The 18,858-nt window shown below is 46.8% G+C and carries 21 protein-coding genes; 11 read left to right on the forward strand and 10 right to left on the reverse strand.

Annotated features, from left to right (window positions below; translation table 11 throughout):
* The first annotated feature begins 122 nt into the window (after window positions 1-122).
* Complete coding sequence (locus K4H25_RS02700; RefSeq protein WP_221021899.1) at window positions 123-1,754, forward strand: mechanosensitive ion channel family protein; 1,632 nt, start codon at window positions 123-125, stop codon at window positions 1,752-1,754.
* A gap of 74 nt (window positions 1,755-1,828) precedes the next feature.
* Here the strand turns inward: K4H25_RS02700 and K4H25_RS02705 are convergent, their stop codons facing one another.
* Window positions 1,829-3,622, reverse strand: a complete 1,794-nt coding sequence (locus tag K4H25_RS02705) for an ATP-binding protein (protein WP_221021900.1) — start codon at window positions 3,620-3,622, stop codon at window positions 1,829-1,831.
* 4 nt (window positions 3,623-3,626) lie between these two features.
* Window positions 3,627-4,121, reverse strand: coding sequence for a putative pterin-binding protein (locus tag K4H25_RS02710; protein WP_221021901.1), 495 nt, complete (start codon window positions 4,119-4,121; stop codon window positions 3,627-3,629).
* Between the two features lie 222 nt (window positions 4,122-4,343).
* Here K4H25_RS02710 and K4H25_RS02715 point away from each other — a divergent pair, with 222 nt between their 5' ends.
* The 6 genes from K4H25_RS02715 (at window position 4,344) to K4H25_RS02740 (ending at window position 8,350) form a co-directional block, all read left to right on the forward strand.
* Window positions 4,344-4,931, forward strand: a complete 588-nt coding sequence (locus K4H25_RS02715; RefSeq protein ID WP_221021902.1) for a hypothetical protein — start codon at window positions 4,344-4,346, stop codon at window positions 4,929-4,931.
* Between the two features lie 11 nt (window positions 4,932-4,942).
* Window positions 4,943-5,677, forward strand: a complete 735-nt coding sequence (locus tag K4H25_RS02720; RefSeq protein WP_221021903.1) for an oxygen-binding di-iron domain-containing protein — start codon at window positions 4,943-4,945, stop codon at window positions 5,675-5,677.
* A gap of 111 nt (window positions 5,678-5,788) precedes the next feature.
* Window positions 5,789-6,520, forward strand: a complete 732-nt coding sequence (locus tag K4H25_RS02725) for a peptidylprolyl isomerase (RefSeq protein ID WP_221021904.1) — start codon at window positions 5,789-5,791, stop codon at window positions 6,518-6,520.
* Between the two features lie 99 nt (window positions 6,521-6,619).
* On the forward strand, window positions 6,620-7,303 hold the full coding sequence (locus K4H25_RS02730) for a Crp/Fnr family transcriptional regulator (protein ID WP_221021905.1): 684 nt from the start codon (window positions 6,620-6,622) through the stop codon (window positions 7,301-7,303).
* 317 nt (window positions 7,304-7,620) lie between these two features.
* The gene (locus K4H25_RS02735) at window positions 7,621-7,971 is read left to right on the forward strand and encodes a YMGG-like glycine zipper-containing protein (RefSeq protein ID WP_221021906.1); all 351 of its coding nucleotides are present in this window, start codon (window positions 7,621-7,623) and stop codon (window positions 7,969-7,971) included.
* 25 nt (window positions 7,972-7,996) lie between these two features.
* Window positions 7,997-8,350 carry a hypothetical protein gene (locus K4H25_RS02740; protein WP_221021907.1) on the forward strand — a complete coding sequence of 118 codons (354 nt, stop codon included), beginning with the start codon at window positions 7,997-7,999 and terminating at the stop codon, window positions 8,348-8,350.
* Between the two features lie 67 nt (window positions 8,351-8,417).
* Here K4H25_RS02740 and K4H25_RS02745 read toward each other — a convergent pair whose 3' ends face one another.
* Window positions 8,418-9,503, reverse strand: coding sequence for a site-2 protease family protein (locus K4H25_RS02745; RefSeq protein WP_221021908.1), 1,086 nt, complete (start codon window positions 9,501-9,503; stop codon window positions 8,418-8,420).
* A 319-nt stretch (window positions 9,504-9,822) separates the two neighbouring features.
* On the opposite strand from K4H25_RS02745, the gene K4H25_RS02750 reads away from it, so the two are divergent.
* Window positions 9,823-11,130: an erythromycin esterase family protein gene (locus K4H25_RS02750; RefSeq protein ID WP_221021909.1), complete on the forward strand. Its 1,308-nt coding sequence runs from the start codon at window positions 9,823-9,825 to the stop codon at window positions 11,128-11,130.
* Window positions 11,131-11,231: 101 nt separating this feature from the next.
* Here the strand turns inward: K4H25_RS02750 and K4H25_RS02755 are convergent, their stop codons facing one another.
* The gene (locus K4H25_RS02755; RefSeq protein WP_221021910.1) at window positions 11,232-12,713 is read right to left on the reverse strand and encodes a B12-binding domain-containing radical SAM protein; all 1,482 of its coding nucleotides are present in this window, start codon (window positions 12,711-12,713) and stop codon (window positions 11,232-11,234) included.
* A 127-nt stretch (window positions 12,714-12,840) separates the two neighbouring features.
* Window positions 12,841-13,731, reverse strand: a complete 891-nt coding sequence (locus tag K4H25_RS02760) for a LysR substrate-binding domain-containing protein (protein WP_221021911.1) — start codon at window positions 13,729-13,731, stop codon at window positions 12,841-12,843.
* Window positions 13,732-13,862: 131 nt separating this feature from the next.
* Here K4H25_RS02760 and K4H25_RS02765 point away from each other — a divergent pair, with 131 nt between their 5' ends.
* Window positions 13,863-14,150 carry a DUF2917 domain-containing protein gene (locus K4H25_RS02765; protein ID WP_221021912.1) on the forward strand — a complete coding sequence of 96 codons (288 nt, stop codon included), beginning with the start codon at window positions 13,863-13,865 and terminating at the stop codon, window positions 14,148-14,150.
* 86 nt (window positions 14,151-14,236) lie between these two features.
* The gene (locus K4H25_RS02770; RefSeq protein WP_221021913.1) at window positions 14,237-14,461 is read left to right on the forward strand and encodes a hypothetical protein; all 225 of its coding nucleotides are present in this window, start codon (window positions 14,237-14,239) and stop codon (window positions 14,459-14,461) included.
* On the opposite strand, the gene K4H25_RS02775 is transcribed toward K4H25_RS02770, so the two are convergent.
* The 5 genes from K4H25_RS02775 to K4H25_RS02795 form a co-directional block, all read right to left on the reverse strand.
* Window positions 14,458-14,682: an RNA-binding S4 domain-containing protein gene (locus tag K4H25_RS02775; RefSeq protein ID WP_221021914.1), complete on the reverse strand. Its 225-nt coding sequence runs from the start codon at window positions 14,680-14,682 to the stop codon at window positions 14,458-14,460. The two genes, K4H25_RS02770 and K4H25_RS02775, sit on opposite strands and share 4 nt — an antisense overlap.
* A 145-nt stretch (window positions 14,683-14,827) precedes the next feature.
* Entirely contained in the window at window positions 14,828-15,415 is a 588-nt protein-coding gene (locus K4H25_RS02780; RefSeq protein ID WP_221021915.1) for a Maf family protein, read from the reverse strand.
* Window positions 15,412-15,642: a hypothetical protein gene (locus K4H25_RS02785; RefSeq protein ID WP_221021916.1), complete on the reverse strand. Its 231-nt coding sequence runs from the start codon at window positions 15,640-15,642 to the stop codon at window positions 15,412-15,414. The genes K4H25_RS02780 and K4H25_RS02785 overlap by 4 nt, the downstream gene beginning before the upstream one ends.
* 5 nt (window positions 15,643-15,647) lie before the next feature.
* Window positions 15,648-16,118, reverse strand: a complete 471-nt coding sequence (gene rlmH / locus K4H25_RS02790) for a 23S rRNA (pseudouridine(1915)-N(3))-methyltransferase RlmH (protein ID WP_221021917.1) — start codon at window positions 16,116-16,118, stop codon at window positions 15,648-15,650.
* A gap of 100 nt (window positions 16,119-16,218) precedes the next feature.
* On the reverse strand, window positions 16,219-18,030 hold the full coding sequence (locus tag K4H25_RS02795) for a TolC family outer membrane protein (RefSeq protein WP_221021918.1): 1,812 nt from the start codon (window positions 18,028-18,030) through the stop codon (window positions 16,219-16,221).
* 138 nt (window positions 18,031-18,168) lie between these two features.
* Here K4H25_RS02795 and K4H25_RS02800 point away from each other — a divergent pair, with 138 nt between their 5' ends.
* On the forward strand, window positions 18,169-18,855 hold the full coding sequence (locus tag K4H25_RS02800) for a transglutaminase-like cysteine peptidase (protein WP_255587952.1): 687 nt from the start codon (window positions 18,169-18,171) through the stop codon (window positions 18,853-18,855).
* The last annotated feature ends 3 nt before the right edge of the window (window positions 18,856-18,858 follow it).

Below are 18,858 nucleotides of genomic sequence, written 5' to 3' on the forward strand. Positions count from 1 at the left end.
ATAATTGTAAGACTAGTGCAGGCAGGTAAATGCAAACGGCGTATTTTTAGCCTGCAAGTCGGCGATATACCGATACAATCGGTGAAGGCTTTTGTCGTGGTGTGATCAATCAATAGGTGGATATGATGAGAAAAATAGTTGGCTTAATCTGCATCTTGCTGATGGCGTGGACGAGTTTGGCTTACGCTGCTGAGGCCAACTCTATACTTGCCAACACCGAGGTCAGCCAAAATGAAGATAATGAGGCTTTGCCTTTAACAGTGGATAACCGCACTTTGGCGGTGTTTCGAGTTGGCATTTCGTCATACACGCAAAGAGATCGCGTTGAGGCAGCTAAATTACGCCTAGCTCGCATTATCAAAACCAAAGGTTTAGGCAAAGTCAGCTCAATGCCGGTGATTCCACCCGGGGTTGGAATGGCGATTTTGCTCGATGGACAAATGGTGTTCACGATTCAGCCGGGTGATATCAATGAGCTGGCTGGCGAAACGATGCCCTCGGCGGTTGAGCGGGCGACTGAACAGCTTAGCTTGCTGATTAATGATCGTCGTGAATTGAATAACCCGAAGCAACTGTTATTTGCCGGCTTACATACCCTAGTGGCCTCGGTGGTGCTGTTTTTGGGCTTGTGGATTTTAAGCCGTGCTCGACCGCGAATGCTCAAGTTGGGGCATAGCTATTTGGCACTGCCGATTGCCAGAATCGCGAAAAACACCGTCGGGGTGACAATCGCGTCTTTAAATCAGTCGCTGCAGTGGGTGGTGCGGATTTTCTTAGGGCTGCTGATTTTATCCTTGCTGTATAGCTGGGCAAGTTATGTCTTTTTACAGTTTCCGCTCACCCGTGCGTGGAGTGAGAATCTGAACGTCACGATTTTTGGCTTTTTAAGCAAAGCCGGTTTAGCCGTGCTCGATGCAGTACCCGGTTTGTTGGTGGTGGCGTTTATTGTGGTGTGTACCCGTTACTTATCGATGTTGATGGCGTTCTTTTTTAATCGCATTGAGCGTGGCGAGCTGAGTTTTGCTTGGTTTGACCGCGATACTGCCGGTACAACGCGGCGCATTTTATCGGTACTGATTTGGCTATTGGCCTTGGCGATGATTTATCCCTACTTACCGGGCGCAAACACCGAAGCATTTAAAGGCTTGTCGGTGATTGTTGGTTTGATGGTGTCGCTCGGGGCTTCTAGCGTGGTGGGGCAATTTGCCAGCGGATTTATTTTGGTTTACTCCAAATCGCTAAAGCAAGGTGAGTTCGTACAAATTGGCAATACCGAAGGCACCGTGGCGCATATTGGTTTGTTTGCCACCAAAATTCATACCAATTTACGTGAAGAAATTAGCATTCCTAATTCGGTGCTATTTGGGCAAAACGTCGTTAATTATTCGCGCTTGGCCACCAACGGTGGGGTGATTTCACAGATTGTCGTCACCATTGGTTATGACGTGGCTTGGCGGCAGGTTGAAGCGATGTTATTGATGGCCGCGCAGCAAACTGCTGGCGTTCGCGCTGACCCGCCACCTAGGGTATTTCAAACCGGCTTGCTAGATTTTTATGTGGAATATCATTTACGCGTAGCGCTTGATGAACCGCAGCGGCGAATGGAAATCTTGCATGATTTAAATGGCAAGGTGCAAGACGTGTTTAATACCTATGGCATTCAAATTATGTCGCCAAACTATCGCTCAGATCCCGAACATGAAAAACTGGTCCCTGTTGAGCAATGGTACCGGGAACCGGCGAAGAAAGAATAATTTACTTATGGGTATATCTTTAGAGTTTATTTGTTATATAGGCTTTGCCGATATACCCTTTGAAAATATATGGGTCAGCTGTGACGGTTTTTGTTAATAGTTTGTTCCAGCGTCTTGAGTAAAACAGGCTTGGCCAAAAAGTCATTCATTCCAGCGGCAATAAATTCAGTGCGAGATTCCGCCAGTGCATCAGCCGAGAGGGCGATAATCGGAATCTTGGCATAATCGCCACCTAAGGCACGAATTTGTCGAGTGGCTTCAAGGCCATCCATAATCGGCATATGCCCATCCATGAGTAGCATGTCATAGTTTTTTTGCTGAACCATGGCCAGGGCTTCAGCGCCATCGCTGGCATAGTCGACTTGATGCCCTAAATTAGCTAGCATCGCGCCAACAACTTTTAAATTGATCGGGTTGTCATCGGCAGCAAGGATGGACAGACTGGCGCCGGTTTTTTCGGTCTTCATGGTTGGCGTGCTCATTTCAGGTGCTGCGCAATCTTGGCGGGGCAATAACACCGTAAATTGACTACCTACGTCTAATTTGCTTTGTACATCAATATGCCCTTGCATTAATTCAGTCAACGTCAGCGATATTTCTAGCCCTAGACCGGTGCCGCCATAGCGGCGGGCGGTGCTTTTTTCGGCTTGTTGAAAGCGCTTAAATAATCGAGACAATCCTTCAGGGGTCATGCCGATCCCTGTGTCAATGATGATAAATATAATGTCTTTTGGAGTGGCGGAAACGCAGAGCGCAACTTCGCCTTCTTCAGTGAATTTAATGGCGTTACCGAGCAAATTGAGCAAAATTTGTCGTACCCGAACAATATCGCCAAGCTGCCATTCTGGCGTATTGTCGGCTAATGCTAGTGTGAGATTGATTTTCTTTTCATTGGCGCGCACTCGCATTAAGCGCATGCATTCGCGAACTAATTGATTGATTGAGTAGGGATTTGTTTCAAGTTCGATTTTTCCTGATTCAAGGCGCGATAAATCTAAAATATCATTCAGTAACGCTAATAAATGCTGTGCTGAACTGCGTGCAGTGACGACATAGTCTTTTTGTTGCTCACTGAGCGCCATGGTCGATAAAACATCCAGCATCCCTAAAATACCATTCATGGGCGTACGAATTTCATGGCTCATATTGGCCAAAAATACACTTTTACTTTGGCTGGCTTGTTCTGCACGAGATGTAGCGCTGGCAAGGGCAATATTGAGATCCTCTAAATCTTTACTGCGTTTGTGCTCTAAACCATATTGGCGATAAAGCAATAATGTGAATGCAATGGTTAGCCCAAGTTGCAATAAAATCATTCCAGAAATAACGGCTGATTGTTCTCTCAATGTGTTGGAGTAATTTTCTGCATTATGCAGAGTGTTGTCTTTTGCAATTTGAATCATCTCTAAAATGATGTCTTGCAATTGATTCAGGTCGTTTCTAAGTTCAATTATTTTTTCACGGTTATATTTAAGTGGAACATTGGGTCCGAGATATTGATCGGTTTTTTTAATAAATGCGTGTAGTGTTTTTAAATTATTTCGAATCATCGCGCTGTCGTCATTTCCGACGTACGACGCATTGGCAATGACATCGACGCGACTGACAAAAATATCGTAGCGCATTTGCAGGGCGCTGATTTGCTCTGCATCATGCTCGCCCAATTGGTGCTCGACTTGGTCGGTGAGGCGAAAATATTCATAGCCTAATTGGGCATAAGCCCACACATCATTATCCGCCCCGAGACGGGATGATTTTTGCAGTACTTCATATTGTCGATTCAGCATCAGCATTGTGCTGACAATAATGAGTAGCACCACAATTGCAATGAATGAAAGTGGGCCTTTACTCAGAGGCTTGAGCCGCATGGTTTTATTCAGCCTTTATGGAAACCAGCTGCCAGATCGAGCGAGAGTAGTAAGTTCTATTTTGCAGCTCTTTATTACTGTCGAAAGGATAGATAAGAAATAGCGGACCTTTGTCACGAACGCTAAATGCTTTGCCGTCGATAGTTCTGGCGATAATTGGGCCAAGATCAGCGTCACTACTGGGTATGACGATGGTGTAATCGTTAATGGCTTTTAACTTCAGCTGCTTGCCTTTGCTGCCAGCAAGAGCAAGCACATCTTTTAGCGAAGGCCCGCTAAAAGTATGGATGCCGTTATACCAAGGTGAGCTTGTTTGAATGCTTTTTTGTGGTAGTTGATTGAGTATTGCATCATCCAGCAAGAAGCTGTTGCCTTGATTATGTTGGCTGATATTGCCGCTTAAGGTTAATGCGACTTTGCCTTTAGGGGTATCGATTGCATTTGCGCACCATGCACTGACTAATAAGAGGCTGGCAAGGCAGAAGCTTTTTAGTTTCATGACATTTCTCCATGCTATTTTAGTAACAACATTTCGTTATGCTTTCATTGGTCACTATAGATTAGTGATGAATCAAGGTTGCCGTTGATTTTTTACTTACTAAGTGAGTTTTATTTTGGTGGTTTTACTTGTGGGTTTGTTGTGGATTTTTGAAAGGATATTTTGCGCTAGCGGCTAGGCTGCAACTATAAAGAAGCTACCCTTAAATAGTGAGGCGCCCTTATGGATCCACATATCAGTGGCGTTAGTGCATTACAACAGTCGGTTTTAATCCATGAAGAAGTCAAAAAGGTCGTCGTCAGCTGTTTTGAAATCAATTTAATGGGCTTAAATGCCATTATTTTGGCCAAAAAAGCTGGGGTGCATGCCCGAGGTTTTGGTGTTATCTCGGGAGAGTTGCGCTCTTTAAGCTTGGCACTTCAGGCTGAAATGCATCGACTTGGTTTGCTGGCGCAAGAATTACTCAATTCGGCAACCACTCGTTTGCAAGCTGAAAGGCGATTGGCGCGCTTAACTGATGCTGCCGCATTTTCAGCAGAAGTGGCTGAGTTGCTCGCCCCAGCCATGGAAAAAACCCGCAATAAAATGGTGGTATTTAAAGAGGGAAGCAAATTTGGCGAATGCCTTGATGATGCGTATCAAACCTGTACGTTTGGCTTAGTTTTAGCGCGCTCGGCTCGCATTGAGTCGGCGTATAGCGGTGAATTACGCACCATTTTGGCTGAGTTATCCGAAGAGTTTGCCCAAAAAATAACCACGGTCTTACCGCGCCTAGATGCGTTACGCCAAATCACCCAAAACCTTGCCTGAGATCTTGCCGAATGAAAAAAGCTCTATTGATTGCCAGTGCTGCTGATCATCGTTGGTTCGCCATCTCGCGTGACCCAGCCCGCCCAAATCATTTGATTGATACCAATGAATATGTTGTGACCAATGGCAACGACAGTATTCTTTGTGATCCGGGTGGCTCTGAGGTTTTTCCAGCGGTGTTTGCGGCGCTCTCGGAAGTGGTTGATCCGCGCACGATTCAGCGGATTTTTTCTTCACACCAAGACCCTGATGTGATTTCTTCTTTGGGTCTGTGGCATGATTTTAATCCTCAGATTAAATGTCATGTCTCTGGCTTATGGAGTGGTTTTATTCCGCACTTTGGTGGTGAAGACAATACGATTATCGGCATTCCCGACGAGGGCGGCACCTTGATGCTAGGCGAAGCGCCGCTGACGATTGTGCCGGCGCATTATTTACATTCTTCCGGTAATTTTCATTTATACGATCCAGCGTGCAAATTATTATTCTGTGGCGACATTGGCGCAGCACTATTGCCTGATGTGCATGCATCATTGTTTGTGGAAGATTTTGATCATCATATTCGTTACGCCGAAGGTTTTCATCGCCGTTGGATGGGCAGTAATACCGCAAAAAAGCGCTGGATTGAGAAAGTACGTGAGCTGGATATTGAGTTGCTTTGTCCTCAGCATGGGGCGATTTACCGTGGTGCGGATGTGAAGCGATTTATTGATTGGTTTGATGCGTTAAAAGTTGGCCTCGATTAGCACTTGATATTCGGCATATTCACCCATAACTAATACGGGTAAGCTATTGAGCAATTATTTTATAACCCAGCTTGATGCTGGGTTTTTTATACCCAAAGATAGGATTTAATCATGGCGATTATCGTAAACGGCGTTGAAATCAGCGAAGCAAGTATCGAAAATGAATTGGCGCAACACGCCGAAGCAGAAAGCCCGCGCGATGCGGCAATCCAAGAATTGATTTTACGTGAATTATTATTGCAAACGGCCAAAAAAGAAGGCATCACCGCACCAACAACTGAAGAAATCATCGGCACTTTGCTAGAAAAAGCTATTCCTGTTGAAGAAGCAGATGAGGCGGCTTGTCTTGATTTTTACAATAGCAATCCAGAAAGCTTTACCCGTGGCGAAATGGCTTCTGCCAACCATATTTTGTTCCCATTGGGCGAAGGCTTGACTGCTGGCATCGCTAAAGCAAAAGCGGAAGGCGTGTTGGCGGATGTATTGGCCAATCCAAGCAAATTTGCTGATTTGGCACGTGAACATTCAACTTGCCCATCGAGCGCGCAAGGCGGCAGCTTAGGCCAATTTGGCCGTGGTCAAATGGTGCCAGAATTTGAAGAAGCGATTTTCTCTACTGAAGCTGGCGTGATTGTGCCTACATTGGTTGAAACCCAATTTGGTTACCACATCATTGAAGTGACTGCGCGTAGCGAAGGCGAAAGCGTTTCATTTGAAGAAGTAAAAGAACGTCTACAAGCCTTCTTAACCGATATGGCTGGTCGTAAAGCAATGCATGATTACCTCGGTAAATTGGTAACTAGCGCCAAAATTGAAGGTTATTCATTACCTGCAATGGCTTAATGCTGATTGCGTAACTGAATAGCGGTAAATGCTAAAAGCCAGATCGTTGATCTGGCTTTTTGTTTCGTTAGCGATGTTTTGTAAATGGATAAGAGTGATATGAGTGAGTCTGCTACAACACCCCCGTTTCTCCCGTTTTTGTTTCCATTACTGAATGAATTTCCAACTGAAATTCGGCAGCGTCTGGTACAAGGTGGGATCGAGCATCATGTGAAGGCCGATACGCTGATTTGCAGCGAAGGCGCTAAAAGCGAGCATATTCTATTTTTATCGAGCGGTATTTTATCCATTACAGCGAACGAAGATCTGGGCAAACGTGCTTTTTTATATGGCTATATGCCTGCGGGATCAATTGCTGGATTGCAAATGCTCTTTAATGAGCGCGTGAACACTTACTGTTTGACCAGCGCGGTTGATAGTCATTATCTCTTAATTGGCATCGACGATCTGCATCAGGCTTTGCGTGAATATCCTTTGGCTTGGCAAGCTTGCGCTAAAGAATTGGCGACGGGAGTTAAATTTTTGCTCAATTTTGTCAATTTGTTATCCCATGCCAGTGGTTATCAAAAATTACGGACTTTTTTGGGATGGTTGGAGCGAAATGCACAAGCAACTCCCCATCAAGTGGGCTTGGATTTAAGCCAACAAGAGATTGCAGCTCGGATTGGCTTATCCCGAGAAATGGTCAATCGGATGCTGGCTGAACTGAAAAAAGGCGGCTATATCGAGCAAGATGAGCGCGGGCGTTTTCATATTTTGAAGGCCTTACCCAAAAAATTCTAAGCGAATTTGATTTGTCATTACAGTGTGCGAAATGTCACTACGGCTTGTTGTTGCGCTGTCGCTCACCTAAGATCATCCGATCTAAAGTATTCACCTCGATGTTGTTCAAGTCGTAGATCTCGTCTTTACCCAAATAATCCCAAATTACTGATCCAATCGCCTCATTCCTGCCGTTGGGACTAGTTGCATTTTTGGGATTTTATTTTCGTACTAAACTTAATCGATCTGTACGCTGGTCTTTGGCGCTCTGTTTGGCAATGGGCCGAATTAGACGCGGCATCAGGATGAATTTCAAAATATTTTAATTGGAGCTAGTCATGCAAAAGAAAGTTTTAGTTCGTTGCCTGTTGGCCTTGCCTTTGGTGTTGGCCTTAGCCCAGCCGGTGCAGGCGCGAAATGACAGTCGTTTAGCCAAAGGCGCTGTAATTGGCGGTGTGCTTGGCTTGGCGGCGGGTAATGGTCTTAAAGGTGCTTTAGGCGGAGCTGCAATTGGTGGTGGTCTAGCCGCAGTGAGCAGTGATGGTTATCGTGGTCGTCGTGCACAACGCGGCGCTAAAAAAGGTGCTGTGGTGGGGGCTGTGATTGGCGGTATCGCCGGTAATGGTTTACGCGGCGCCTTAAAAGGCGCAATTGCTGGCGGTGCAGCCGGCGCCATTATTAATCATTAATTCATTCTTTTTTGGAGCTTTTACCATGAAACTGATCGCCCTTACTTTGAGCCTAGCGCTATTGTCACCTTTTGCCGCAGCAAAAGACGTTAAACCTACCGCCCTACCAAGCTTGCAAGACGTGGCACACTTGAGCTGCACCGAAATGTGGTTGGAATCTGGCAAGTCGGTGGATAAATTTTTCCATGCAGTAGAAACCATGGCCGGCTATTTATTGCAAAGCCGTGATGAGACTTTCCCTGATCAACTCGAAGCGGGTAAGCAATTTGGTGAGCGCATCGATGTAGCTTGCCGTAAAGCACCAGATCAATTGCTGATTTCTGCTGTCGATATCGCCCTGCGTGAGACTTTGGCAACCATCAAAACACCTGCCAAGTAATTAGCGAGCAACTCAATAGTAAAAAGCCAGATCAACGATGATCTGGCTTTTTTTATGCGGTACAAAATCAGTTTTGTAAAATTTTCAGTGGCACACGCAGCATATCGTCGCCTAAGCCAGCAAAATACCAAATTATGCCAATAAGCGCCGCCACGGTGACTAAATACCAAACCAAAGAAAAAATCTGCCCATAGCGATCTAGCGGCAATAAATGGCTTTGATGTCGGCCTCGCCATTCAAAAACGATTTCTAAACTACCAATAAATAATAAAAATCCAAGTAAGGCTAGGCCAAAATGGTAGCTCACCCCAATCCCCAATAGCGCGCCAACAATACAGGCAATTAAACCGAGCACGCTATTCATTGAAAAACTAATGCTCTTTAAAATATGCCCACCATCGAGCGGCAAAATCGGCAATAGATTAAATAAATTGAGCAGGGCGTTAAAGGTGGCTAAACCGGCAAAAAAGAGATTGCCAGTGAGCCAATACGCCACGCAAGAGGCCAGCGATAATAGTAAGCCAAAGCTCGGCCCCATAATCGAAATCACCACGTCTTGCCAACGCGTGTTGATTTTTTCGTCCGACAGCGCCAATCCGCCTAAAAATGGGATCAGGTAAATACCTTTGGTTTTCATGCCAAAATATTTCATGGCGCGAATATGACCGTATTCATGAAAAACCAAGCACGCCAATAAAGCCAACGCAAATTGGAATGAAAACAACCAAGAATAAGCCGCAACACTGGCACCAGCGAGCGCCACTTTGATGAGTTTGGCGCTTTTAAATAGCTTTAACGCTAAAACCCCTAGACCCAGCAAACTGAGCTTATTGGTCTTTTGATGCGGAACGACTGGGCTTTGTCGTTCAATATCCTGAGTATTACGAGTCCCTTTGGCGACGACAGTTTGATCAATCAATAAGCGATAGTTCAAGACAAAAGGCTGCCATTGCAAATCGGTTTCAAGGCGAATGTGTTGCTCGCCAGACATGGGATCAGTCAGGGTAAATTGCAGTGCGCTAGCACCCTCACGATCGGCTGAGGCGGCTTTTTCTGCCACCAGGGTGTTGTTCCAAAACAGCTGTTGCCAGCCCGCTAAGCTGCCTTCGAGTCGCAATGGCTTGCCTAGGCAATCAATATTTAATAATTCCACGGTATTTCCAATTCTTCCATCAATAAAAGTGAGGTCGCTAACGACGTTATCGTTGGTATTTGATCTTGGGCCACATTTTGAAGCAAATTGCTGCGCTTGAGTTTGTATTGTGATTGAACATGCCGTTTTTCATGCTTAAACCGAGGCCACATTGCTAACTTTATTAATCACTTGAATGATCTGGCTGGATTTATTTGAAATCAAAGATGTTTATTGTTTGCACAGGTATAACGATAAGCTTGTGCTGCGTGACAGCGTATTAAGCTATGATTTGCCCCCTTTTGAAATGGGTATTGATTGAATGCAACAAGGAAAACAAATGCGTCACCTTATGATTGTTACCGCAATAAGTCTTGCTTTAGCTGCGTGTGGAGAAAAACCAGCTGCAGTGGAATCCGCTGCGCCGGTCATCAATGCCGAAACGGAAAAAAACTTACAACAATGGTTCAGTCAAACGGTTCAGCCTTTGCAAACCTTAGATGCCACTCAAGCTACCGATCAGCAAGACTTGGCCGCCTTTGGTGCCGCAGTGGGGGATGCGCGTTTAGTGGTGCTTAATGAAGACAGCTACGCCGACAAAAACGCCTATGAACTGATGAATCGACTGGTGCAATACCTGCATCAGAACAAAGATTTTGACGTGCTATTGATTGAAAGTGCGATGTTTGACGTCGAAGGCATCTGGCGCAGCGCCACCGAGAAAGACGCCAGTGTGGTCGAATTAGCGCCGGGCCGAGTGTTTTATATGTATTCACAAACCGATGCCAGTCGCAAAGCCTTGGCATATCTCGATCAAGCACGCCGCAGCGAGCGGCCGTTGATTTTGGCTGGGTTTGATATTCCGCTTGCCGGATCGACGTCGATTAACGAATTATTGCCGACAATGACGCAATATTTGCAGCAAAAGGGCTCGAGCATTCCCGCGCAAGCCAATTGGTCTGAATACCGCCAAGTTGCCAAACGAGCGATTGAGCTCAATAGTCAGGGCATGGATTTAAGCCAATTTAAGCAAGTGAATGCCCAGCTAAAAGCCGAGTTATGTCAAAACGCCGCCACAGGGCAAACGCCACTCCGTGAATCGGCTGGTTGGTGGTGCCAGCAAGTGAAATCGATCGAGGCCAGCGTTGGCCGCCAGCAGCATACCGATGACGTGAATTATGATTTGCGCAATCCAGTATTAGCCGACAATGTGCAATGGCTGATTGAGCAACCGTTTGCCGGTAAAAAAGTCATTGTTTGGACCAATTCATCACATGGTTTGCCACAAGTGAGTGGCATAGATCCGGCGACGCAACAGCCAATTTACAGCATGGGCTGGCATTTAAAGCAGCGTTTTGGCGAGCAAGTTTACATTGCGAGATTGGCCGCGCTGGGCGGGAAAACCAATAAGTATTGGGATAGCGGCGTTCAGGATGTTGTGCTGGCGCCCAATACCCTTGATGCGGTGTTAAAACAAGCTAATTTGAAACCTGGGTTTATTCATGCGCCGACAGATCCGGTGTTGTTAGCGCAGTTGGCGCAATTTAAATCGCCATCGAAGTTTGCTAAAGACTACCAAGGTCTCTTTTTCTACCCACAAGCCGAACCCGCACTGCAAGGCGCACACGCCATTGTGCCTTTGCCTTAATAAGTTTGAGTATCAAAAAAGCCAGTTCATTGTGAACTGGCTTTTTTATTGGGTATATGAATATAAAACATATTTAATAGAGCCTACATTGGTATACCCATCTAGGCATGCAGATGTTGCGCTTGCCGTGATGGGGCAACGGTTTCGCTGGCGGCTTTCGGTTTGTGCTGCTTGCCGGCGTAATCGCTTTCTAGCAAAGCGCTTGCCGCTTCGGCTGACATGCCTTGCGTTTGCAACCACTGTGCAACCATTTTCGCTAAGCGATCGAGCGCGATGCGATGCGTGGCGTCGGTGCTAGCGTAGAGCCAGTCAGCAAACGCCATAAAGTTAGCAAATGGTGCGTCGCCCAATAACACTGGCAAAGTATTGGCAAAGCGCCCCGAATTGGCGACCAAATCCCAGTAACGCGCAAAACGCACCAAGCGCTGCATCGTCGTGAAGTCGATGTCGCGATTGGCCAAAATCGTGTACGGCGGGTAGGGGTCGTACACCATGGCAAATTCGGCGGTATGGCGAATAATTGGCGTGCCGCGTAGGCGTTTTAAAATCCCAAACTGAATTTCATGTGGCTTAAGCGCGTACAGTTGATCAAAGCCAATGCCAAAGCTTTCCACGGTTTCACCGGGCAAGCCAGCGATTAAATCCACATGCATATGCGCGTGCGAGTTTTCAACCAGCCAGCGGATATTCTCGGCAGCTTTTTCGTTATTTTGCTTGCGGCTGACTAAGGTTTGTACCTCGGGATTAAAGCTTTGAATGCCGATTTCAAATTGCAGGCTGCCTGCTGGGAATGCTTTAATGCCGGCTTTGAGGGCTTCGGGCAGATGATCAGGGACCACCTCAAAATGCGCGAAGACCGGATCATTTGGGTGCGCAGCGATTTTATCTAGGAAGAACTGCATGATGCGCAGGCTGGTTTTGATATTCAGATTAAACGTGCGATCGACAAATTTAAACAGCCGCGCGCCGCGCTGATACAGCGTTTCCATCTCGGCCAAAAAGCGCTCTAGCTCAAACGGCCATGCGGTTTTATCTAGCGCCGAGAGGCAAAACTCGCACTTAAATGGACACCCCCGTGACGCCTCAACATACAGCGTGCGGTTTTTGATGTCGTCATCGGTGTAGAGAGAATACGGTAGTTGTAAGTCATCGAGCTTAGCTTGCACGCCGACATGGATTTTCATTAAGGGTTGTGGGCCGTTCAGAATCTGGCGGCACAAATCAGGTAGCGTTACCTCGCCCCAGCCGGTAACGACAAAATCAGCGTCTTTGACAATCGCTTGCTCCGTGGTCTCAAAAGAGACTTCCGGACCGCCGAGGATGATTTTGATGTGCGGCGCAACGCGCTTGATCAGTGCCACCAAGCGGGCGGTTTCTTCAACGTTCCAAATGTAAACGCCAAAGCCAATGATTTGCGGATTTTTTGCCAATAAACGCTCGGCAAATTCCGTGGTTTTACCGCCAATCACAAACTCCATAATTTCGGTTTGCGACTGCAAATCGCCCATATTGGCCTGCAAATAGCGCAAGCCCAAAGAGGCATGCGTGTAACGGGCGTTGAGCGTCGAGAGAATGATGGTCATGGCGGCAGAAATTCAAAAGCGAAAACGCTATTTTACGGGTTTCAGCTGGGCTTGGTTGACGTTTGTTTTGAACGGCTATCTTAGCTGGGTATACGCTTGTAGCCTTTATTTAATAGAGCATATGTAGCTATACATTTGATTTTATTAGGTAGTCATTGGCTTGATTGATAATCCAGCGTGTAAAGTCAGCGATTTTTTGGCTGGTGCTGCTCCGGTCTGGCCAAACCAGCCAATATGGATATTGGTAGGGAACGCGAATATCGGTAATGGGAATGAGTGTGCCATTGGCAAAATGCGCTTCAACCAGTGAGCTGCGCGCCAACATCACCCCATGACCGAGGCGAGCGGCTTCAAGTTCTAAGTTGCTGTCGTTGTATGAATAGGTGGGCGTTGGCCGCCAATCGGCAAGCCCCGCCGCTTGACACCAAGTGGCCCAAGGGATTGCCGGATTTTGGATGATCGTCGCAGTTTTTAGTGCATTGGCCGATGTTGGCCGAGGTTGATAGCTGGGTGCAGCGACGACTAATAGTTGTTCATCCATTAAATGTATTTGTTTCATCCCATCCCAACCGCCGGCACCCATGCGGATCGCCATATCTAGTAAGCCATTATTCATTTCTTCAAAGCCCAAACCGGCGCGTAACCAAACCGTATATTGCGGGTATTGCGCTTTAAAGTCGGGCAGGCGCGGCACTAGCCAATTGAGTGCAAATGAGGGAACGATACCGATACTGATGTCATTGGGTTTGGGGCGAGTGAGTACACGTTGCGTGGCGTCTTGTAAGTCGGCCATTGCCCCACGAATCCGTAGCGCATAAATGCGACCTTCTTCGGTGAGTTGCAGTCGTTTTCCTTCGCGTAAAAATAAGGAGACACCGAGAAAATCTTCAATTGTTCGTAGTTGATGACTAATGGCGCTGTGCGTCACATTGAGCGATTCGGCTGCTTTAACGACACTACCTAAGCGAGCAACCGCTTCAAATGCGCGCAGTGCAGCCAGTGGTGGCAGTTGGCTCATTATTTATTCCTCGTTGAGCGAATGAGATTCGCTTTATGTGAATTTTATTCACATAAAGGCCAAAAAATCATCAGCGATCAGCTTTTGTTTATTGGATATAGTGAATTCATTATGCCAAATGGATGGTAATCATGGTCACCTATCTACGATTGAATGTATTAAAAAATGAATTGCTGGTGGTCGAGTTGAGCCACCCTGCGCAGCTATGGTGTGAAGAGGGCGGCATCTGGTTGACGCACGATCAGTCAATAGAAGATATTGAGTTGTACCGCGGCGAGCATCGAGAATTGGCTGCCGGTAAAGTGCTGATTGAGGGAGAGGGGCGGCTGTGTTTTTGTGGGGAAAATCTACAGCTCAGCCCACAAAGTCAAGGCAAAGCGCTGGATTTGACTGGCGGCTTGAGCGCCGCAATGGCTTGAGCGAGAATTTGTAAGCAGCGTCATGCTATCGTCATTTGCTTACGGTATAAATCGCCTTCTTATTTTCATTAGTGCGGATGCGGTTTATGTTTCAACGTCGTTCTAGCGTGCAGCGGTTGTGGTTCCGTTTGCGTCAAGTTTTGTTGGGTTTGGCAGGTTTTTTTCTGCTGCAGTATCTGCTGTTTATTTTGCCGCAAAAACTCGGCAACAATTTAACGCTCAGTGGCGCGATGTTGCCGATTCTGCTGTTGATTTTTCTGGCGTATGCGTTTGCAGCGTTGATTGTGATCCGCAATGTTTGGCGCGGTTAAGCTTCGCTGGCAACAACGTGGATTTCTTCACCTAATACTTTAACCACCATGCCGGGACGAATTTTGGCGGTTTTACGGCTTTCGAGTACGCCGTCGACTTCGACCAAGCCTTCAGCGACCATCAATTTGGCCGCGCCACCTGAGTGCGAAATACCCAGGTTTTTAATCAAATCGCACAGCGCGATGTATTCGTTACGGAGTTCAAAAGTTTGGATTGCCATTGTCTGTCCTCAAAGGTATTGGCTTGCAGGCCTTACTGATTAATGTCTGCGGCTCAATACGTCTAGATAAATAAGTGCTTGTCGTTAAAGGCGATTATTTTAAACGCCTGCCGCGGCGTAATGAGGCGTGCGATCGGTAAAACTATTACGCCAAAACGCCTAAGCCATACTGCGCCAATAATGCCGCAGTATCGTGCAAGGGTAAACCCATGACGCCGGTAAAACTGCCGTCCAGATGCGCGACAAATACGCCGCCCAAGCCTTGAATGCCATACGCGCCGGCTTTGTCCATAGGCTCGCCGCTGGCGACATAAGTGGCGATTTGTGCGTCGCTCAGTTGGGCAAAGGTGACACGGCTAACGCTTAAGCGCGTTTGCACCCCATGTTCATCGCGCAGTGCCAAGCTGGTGAGCACTTCATGTGTTTTACCAGAGAGTTTACGCAGCATCGCCGCAGCGTCGGCGGCATCTAGCGGCTTGCCTAGGATTTCATCGGCCAACACCACCGAGGTATCGGATGCGAGCACGGGTTTGAGCGCTAAACCCATCGATATTAAATGTTGCCAGCCTGATTCGGCTTTTTCTACCGCCATACGTATCACGTAATCACGTGGCTGTTCGGCCGCTTGCGGTGTTTCATCGATGGGGGCGGCGATGCGTTCAAACATCACGCCGGTTTGGGCGAGTAATTCTTTACGGCGTGGGCTGCCAGAGGCGAGGTAGAGTTGGGTCATAATGAAGATAAAGCCTGAGCAAAAAAGAAGGTAGAAATGAACCAGCAGCCGAGCGTGACGGCGTTAAACGGTGGCGCTTGCTGGCACCAAGCGTGTCGCAGGCCAAATCCGATTAAGTACGCAATCACTATCAAGCCATAGAGTAGCAAAGCCCCCATCCCCCGCTCGCCAATATCGGCAAATAGGGCTAGCACGCAAAACAGCATGATGGGAAGCAAGTAGCCCATTGGCTTTATTCTCGATGATAAGGATGGTTATTAATAATCGACACCGCGCGATACAGTTGCTCGGCGAGCAATACGCGCACCATGCCGTGTGGCATCGTCATTGCCGACAGCTGCAATAATTGGTCGGCGCGTTGCTTAATACGTGGATCAAGGCCATCGGTGCCGCCGATAATAAACACGGTTTCGCGGCCGTCGATTTGCCAGTGTTTCATGTTTTCGGCGAGCTTCATTGTCGTCCAGTTGGCGCCGCGTTCGTCGAGCGCCAATACGCGGGCGCCATCGGGAATCGCAGCCAAAATGCGATCGGCTTCTTCGCTCATCACTTGCTGCGGCGTGCGCGCGCTGATGCGTTTATCCGGTTTTAGCTCAGTCAGCGTTAGCGCAAAATCACGCGGCATGCGTTTGGCATATTCGGCAAAGCCTTCAGTAATCCAGTTCGGCATTTTGTGGCCGACAGCAATCAGTTGCAGTTTCATATTGATATTTCACGGTCAGGATGGCCGATGGTAACAGATGGGCGAAGCAAAAATAAAAACAGCCCGTCGATTAACGGGCTGTTGGCTGGTGAACTTGGCTTTATTCGCTACGTCCGCTGGTGACTTGTTCGCGTTTGATTTTCCATTTACCGCCTTCGGAAACCAGATCAAGGGTTTTTTCTACGATGTCTTGATAGTTGCTTGAGCTGTAGCTTTGTTTAAAGGTGACCTTGGCTTGATCTTTGCTGACATTGCTGCAGCTCAAGTTATCAAATTTCAAGGTAATCGGGCCTTCTTTGCTTAAGCGGCTACGGCGTTTGTTTTCCCAGTCGGCGCGAGTTCGCTTACCTGAGACTTCAAATTGGCTAGCATATTGTGCTAAATAGGCATCGACCTTTTTCTCGGCCCATTGGCTGCGCCAGCTTTCTACCATCTCGGTAATTGATTTATCGCAGCTATTATTATTGGCTGGCGTTTCTGGTGCAGTAGGAACCACCGGTGTGGCGATACGCGGTGGTCGACCAGCCAGCGCGGCTTCACGATCGAGTGGTACGGTTGGAATTAAAGCGCCCAAGCAATTGGCTTTATCATCTTCTGCTTCGCCGCCGCCAAGATCAGAATTGGGCGCAATGTTTTCTAGTGGCGAGATTTGGAGTGCTGAGAGCAATTCATGCGCTTGAGTCAGTACGCGGGCATATGAGAGTTGATGGTCATATTCAGCGCGCACGAGTGCTCGTTTCGCTTCAAATAACTCGTTTTCAGTATCTAATAAGTCGAGTAATGAGCGTTGGCCAATATCAAATTGACGGCGGAATGCATCACGCGCTTTTTCGGTTGAGAGCACGTGCTGGTCTAGGTATTTACGTTGCTCAGTGAGGCGATAGGTATCGTTCCATGCAATTTGAGTGGTTTGGCGTAAATCGCGGCAGGCTTTGTCGCGTAATTCATACGTGACATTAAGCTGTTCGGCGTATTGGCTGGCCAAAGCGACATCGCTGCCACCACGGAAAATATTGTAATCAACAATCAACTGCGCTTTGCTGTCGCGATAATTGCCATCCACATTGTCGCGATTTTTATCGTAGCCATGCGCGGCGCGGAAATAGAGTTGTGGATAAAAGCCACTCTTTTTGGCGGTTGCAGCGGCACGAGCGCTGCGAATATTGTAGATTGCGGCCAAAAAGCTTGGATTATTACGCAGGGCATCTTTCAGATTATTTAAATCTTTTGGGCTAAATGCGCCTAAATCAGGTACATCACTCATTTTTGCATCAGGCGCTACGCCAGTCAGGCGTTCATAGCGGGCAGAAACATCGAGTAAATTCGATGATTCGGTGAGCCAATTCGATTCAGCTAATGCTAAACGCCCGGTTGCCATCTCTAAATCAACTCGGCGACCGACACCAGCTTCGACACGTTCTACAATTTGATTGTAGGTTTCTTTATGAATTGCATAATTGTCGCTCGCTAATTCGACTAATTTTCGATAGCGTAATACATCTAAATAAGCATTGGTGGTTTCAAGGGCTGCCGCATCACTGGCGGCTAATAAATCATAATAGCGGGTGAGGCTGCCATAACCGAGACGGCGAACTTCTTCGGAAGTTGCAAAACCATCAAACAGCATTTGGCGAAATTCAATATTGTAGCTAGGGTGATTGAAATTACCGGTGTTGTTTTTTGGATCTTGCAGATTCTCTGCGCTTGCAATACCTTGAATATTTATTTGTGGGTAGTATCCGCCACGCGCAACATCTTGTTCTTTACTTGAGGCGCGAAATTCTAGCCATTTAGCCCGAATTTCTGGATTACGTAATACAGTTTGTTCGACGGCATCGCGTAGTGTTGTCGCTGCAAAGCTGGTGGCACTACTTAGAGTTAGGAATACAATTGCAATTGTTTTTAGCTTCATATTTCTCAATGTCCAATTTAGTCTGATGTATTAATGTTATAAGCGAGCTGATTTTTTGACTAGTTTACCTAAATGATTTCATGAATGCTCTAGTATTAACAATTGCTACTATAGCCAAATCGTCGAGAAAAGATCGAAATGTTCAATTTGCAGCGTCCTAATTACGTATGGATTTGCAGCTTACTGTTGCTCACCATGCTTTGGGCATTCCCCGTCTTTTCAGCTTGGGATTTTGATCGTTTGCTGAAGTTAGCGCAACAACGTTATGCTGCAAATACGGTTAAAACTGTGGCAGAAATGCAGCAACTTTTGCTCGGTAGCAAAACATTACCCGAGGCCGATAAACTTAAACGCATTAATGAGTATATCAATCGCAGATTTCAATTTGTTGAAGACCAAATATTGTGGAATCAAGCCGATTACTGGGCGACGCCACTCGAAATGATCGGTAAATCAGCTGGGGATTGTGAAGACTTTGCCATTATTAAATATATGGCATTAAAAGATACTGGGGTTTCTACTGATAAATTAAGGCTAAGCTATGTAAAAGCCAAAATAGGAGGAACTAATAGTACAATTAGTCAGGCGCATATGGTATTGACTTATTATAGCGAGCCGGATGCTGAGCCATTGGTTCTAGATAATTTAATTAGCGAAATTCGCCCAGCAAGTCGCCGCCCTGATTTAACCCCCGTATTTAGTTTTAATCATGAAGGTGTGTTTGCAGGTAGTGGTAAGCAACCATCGGCGTCGATTGATCGTTTATCCCGCTGGAAAGATGTTTTATTGCGTATGCAAGCCGATGGTATTGACAATAAGGAATGACCA

Origin of the sequence: Deefgea piscis (assembly GCF_019665785.1) — a bacterium.
In the GTDB taxonomy this organism is placed as follows: Bacteria; Pseudomonadota; Gammaproteobacteria; order Burkholderiales; family Chitinibacteraceae; genus Deefgea.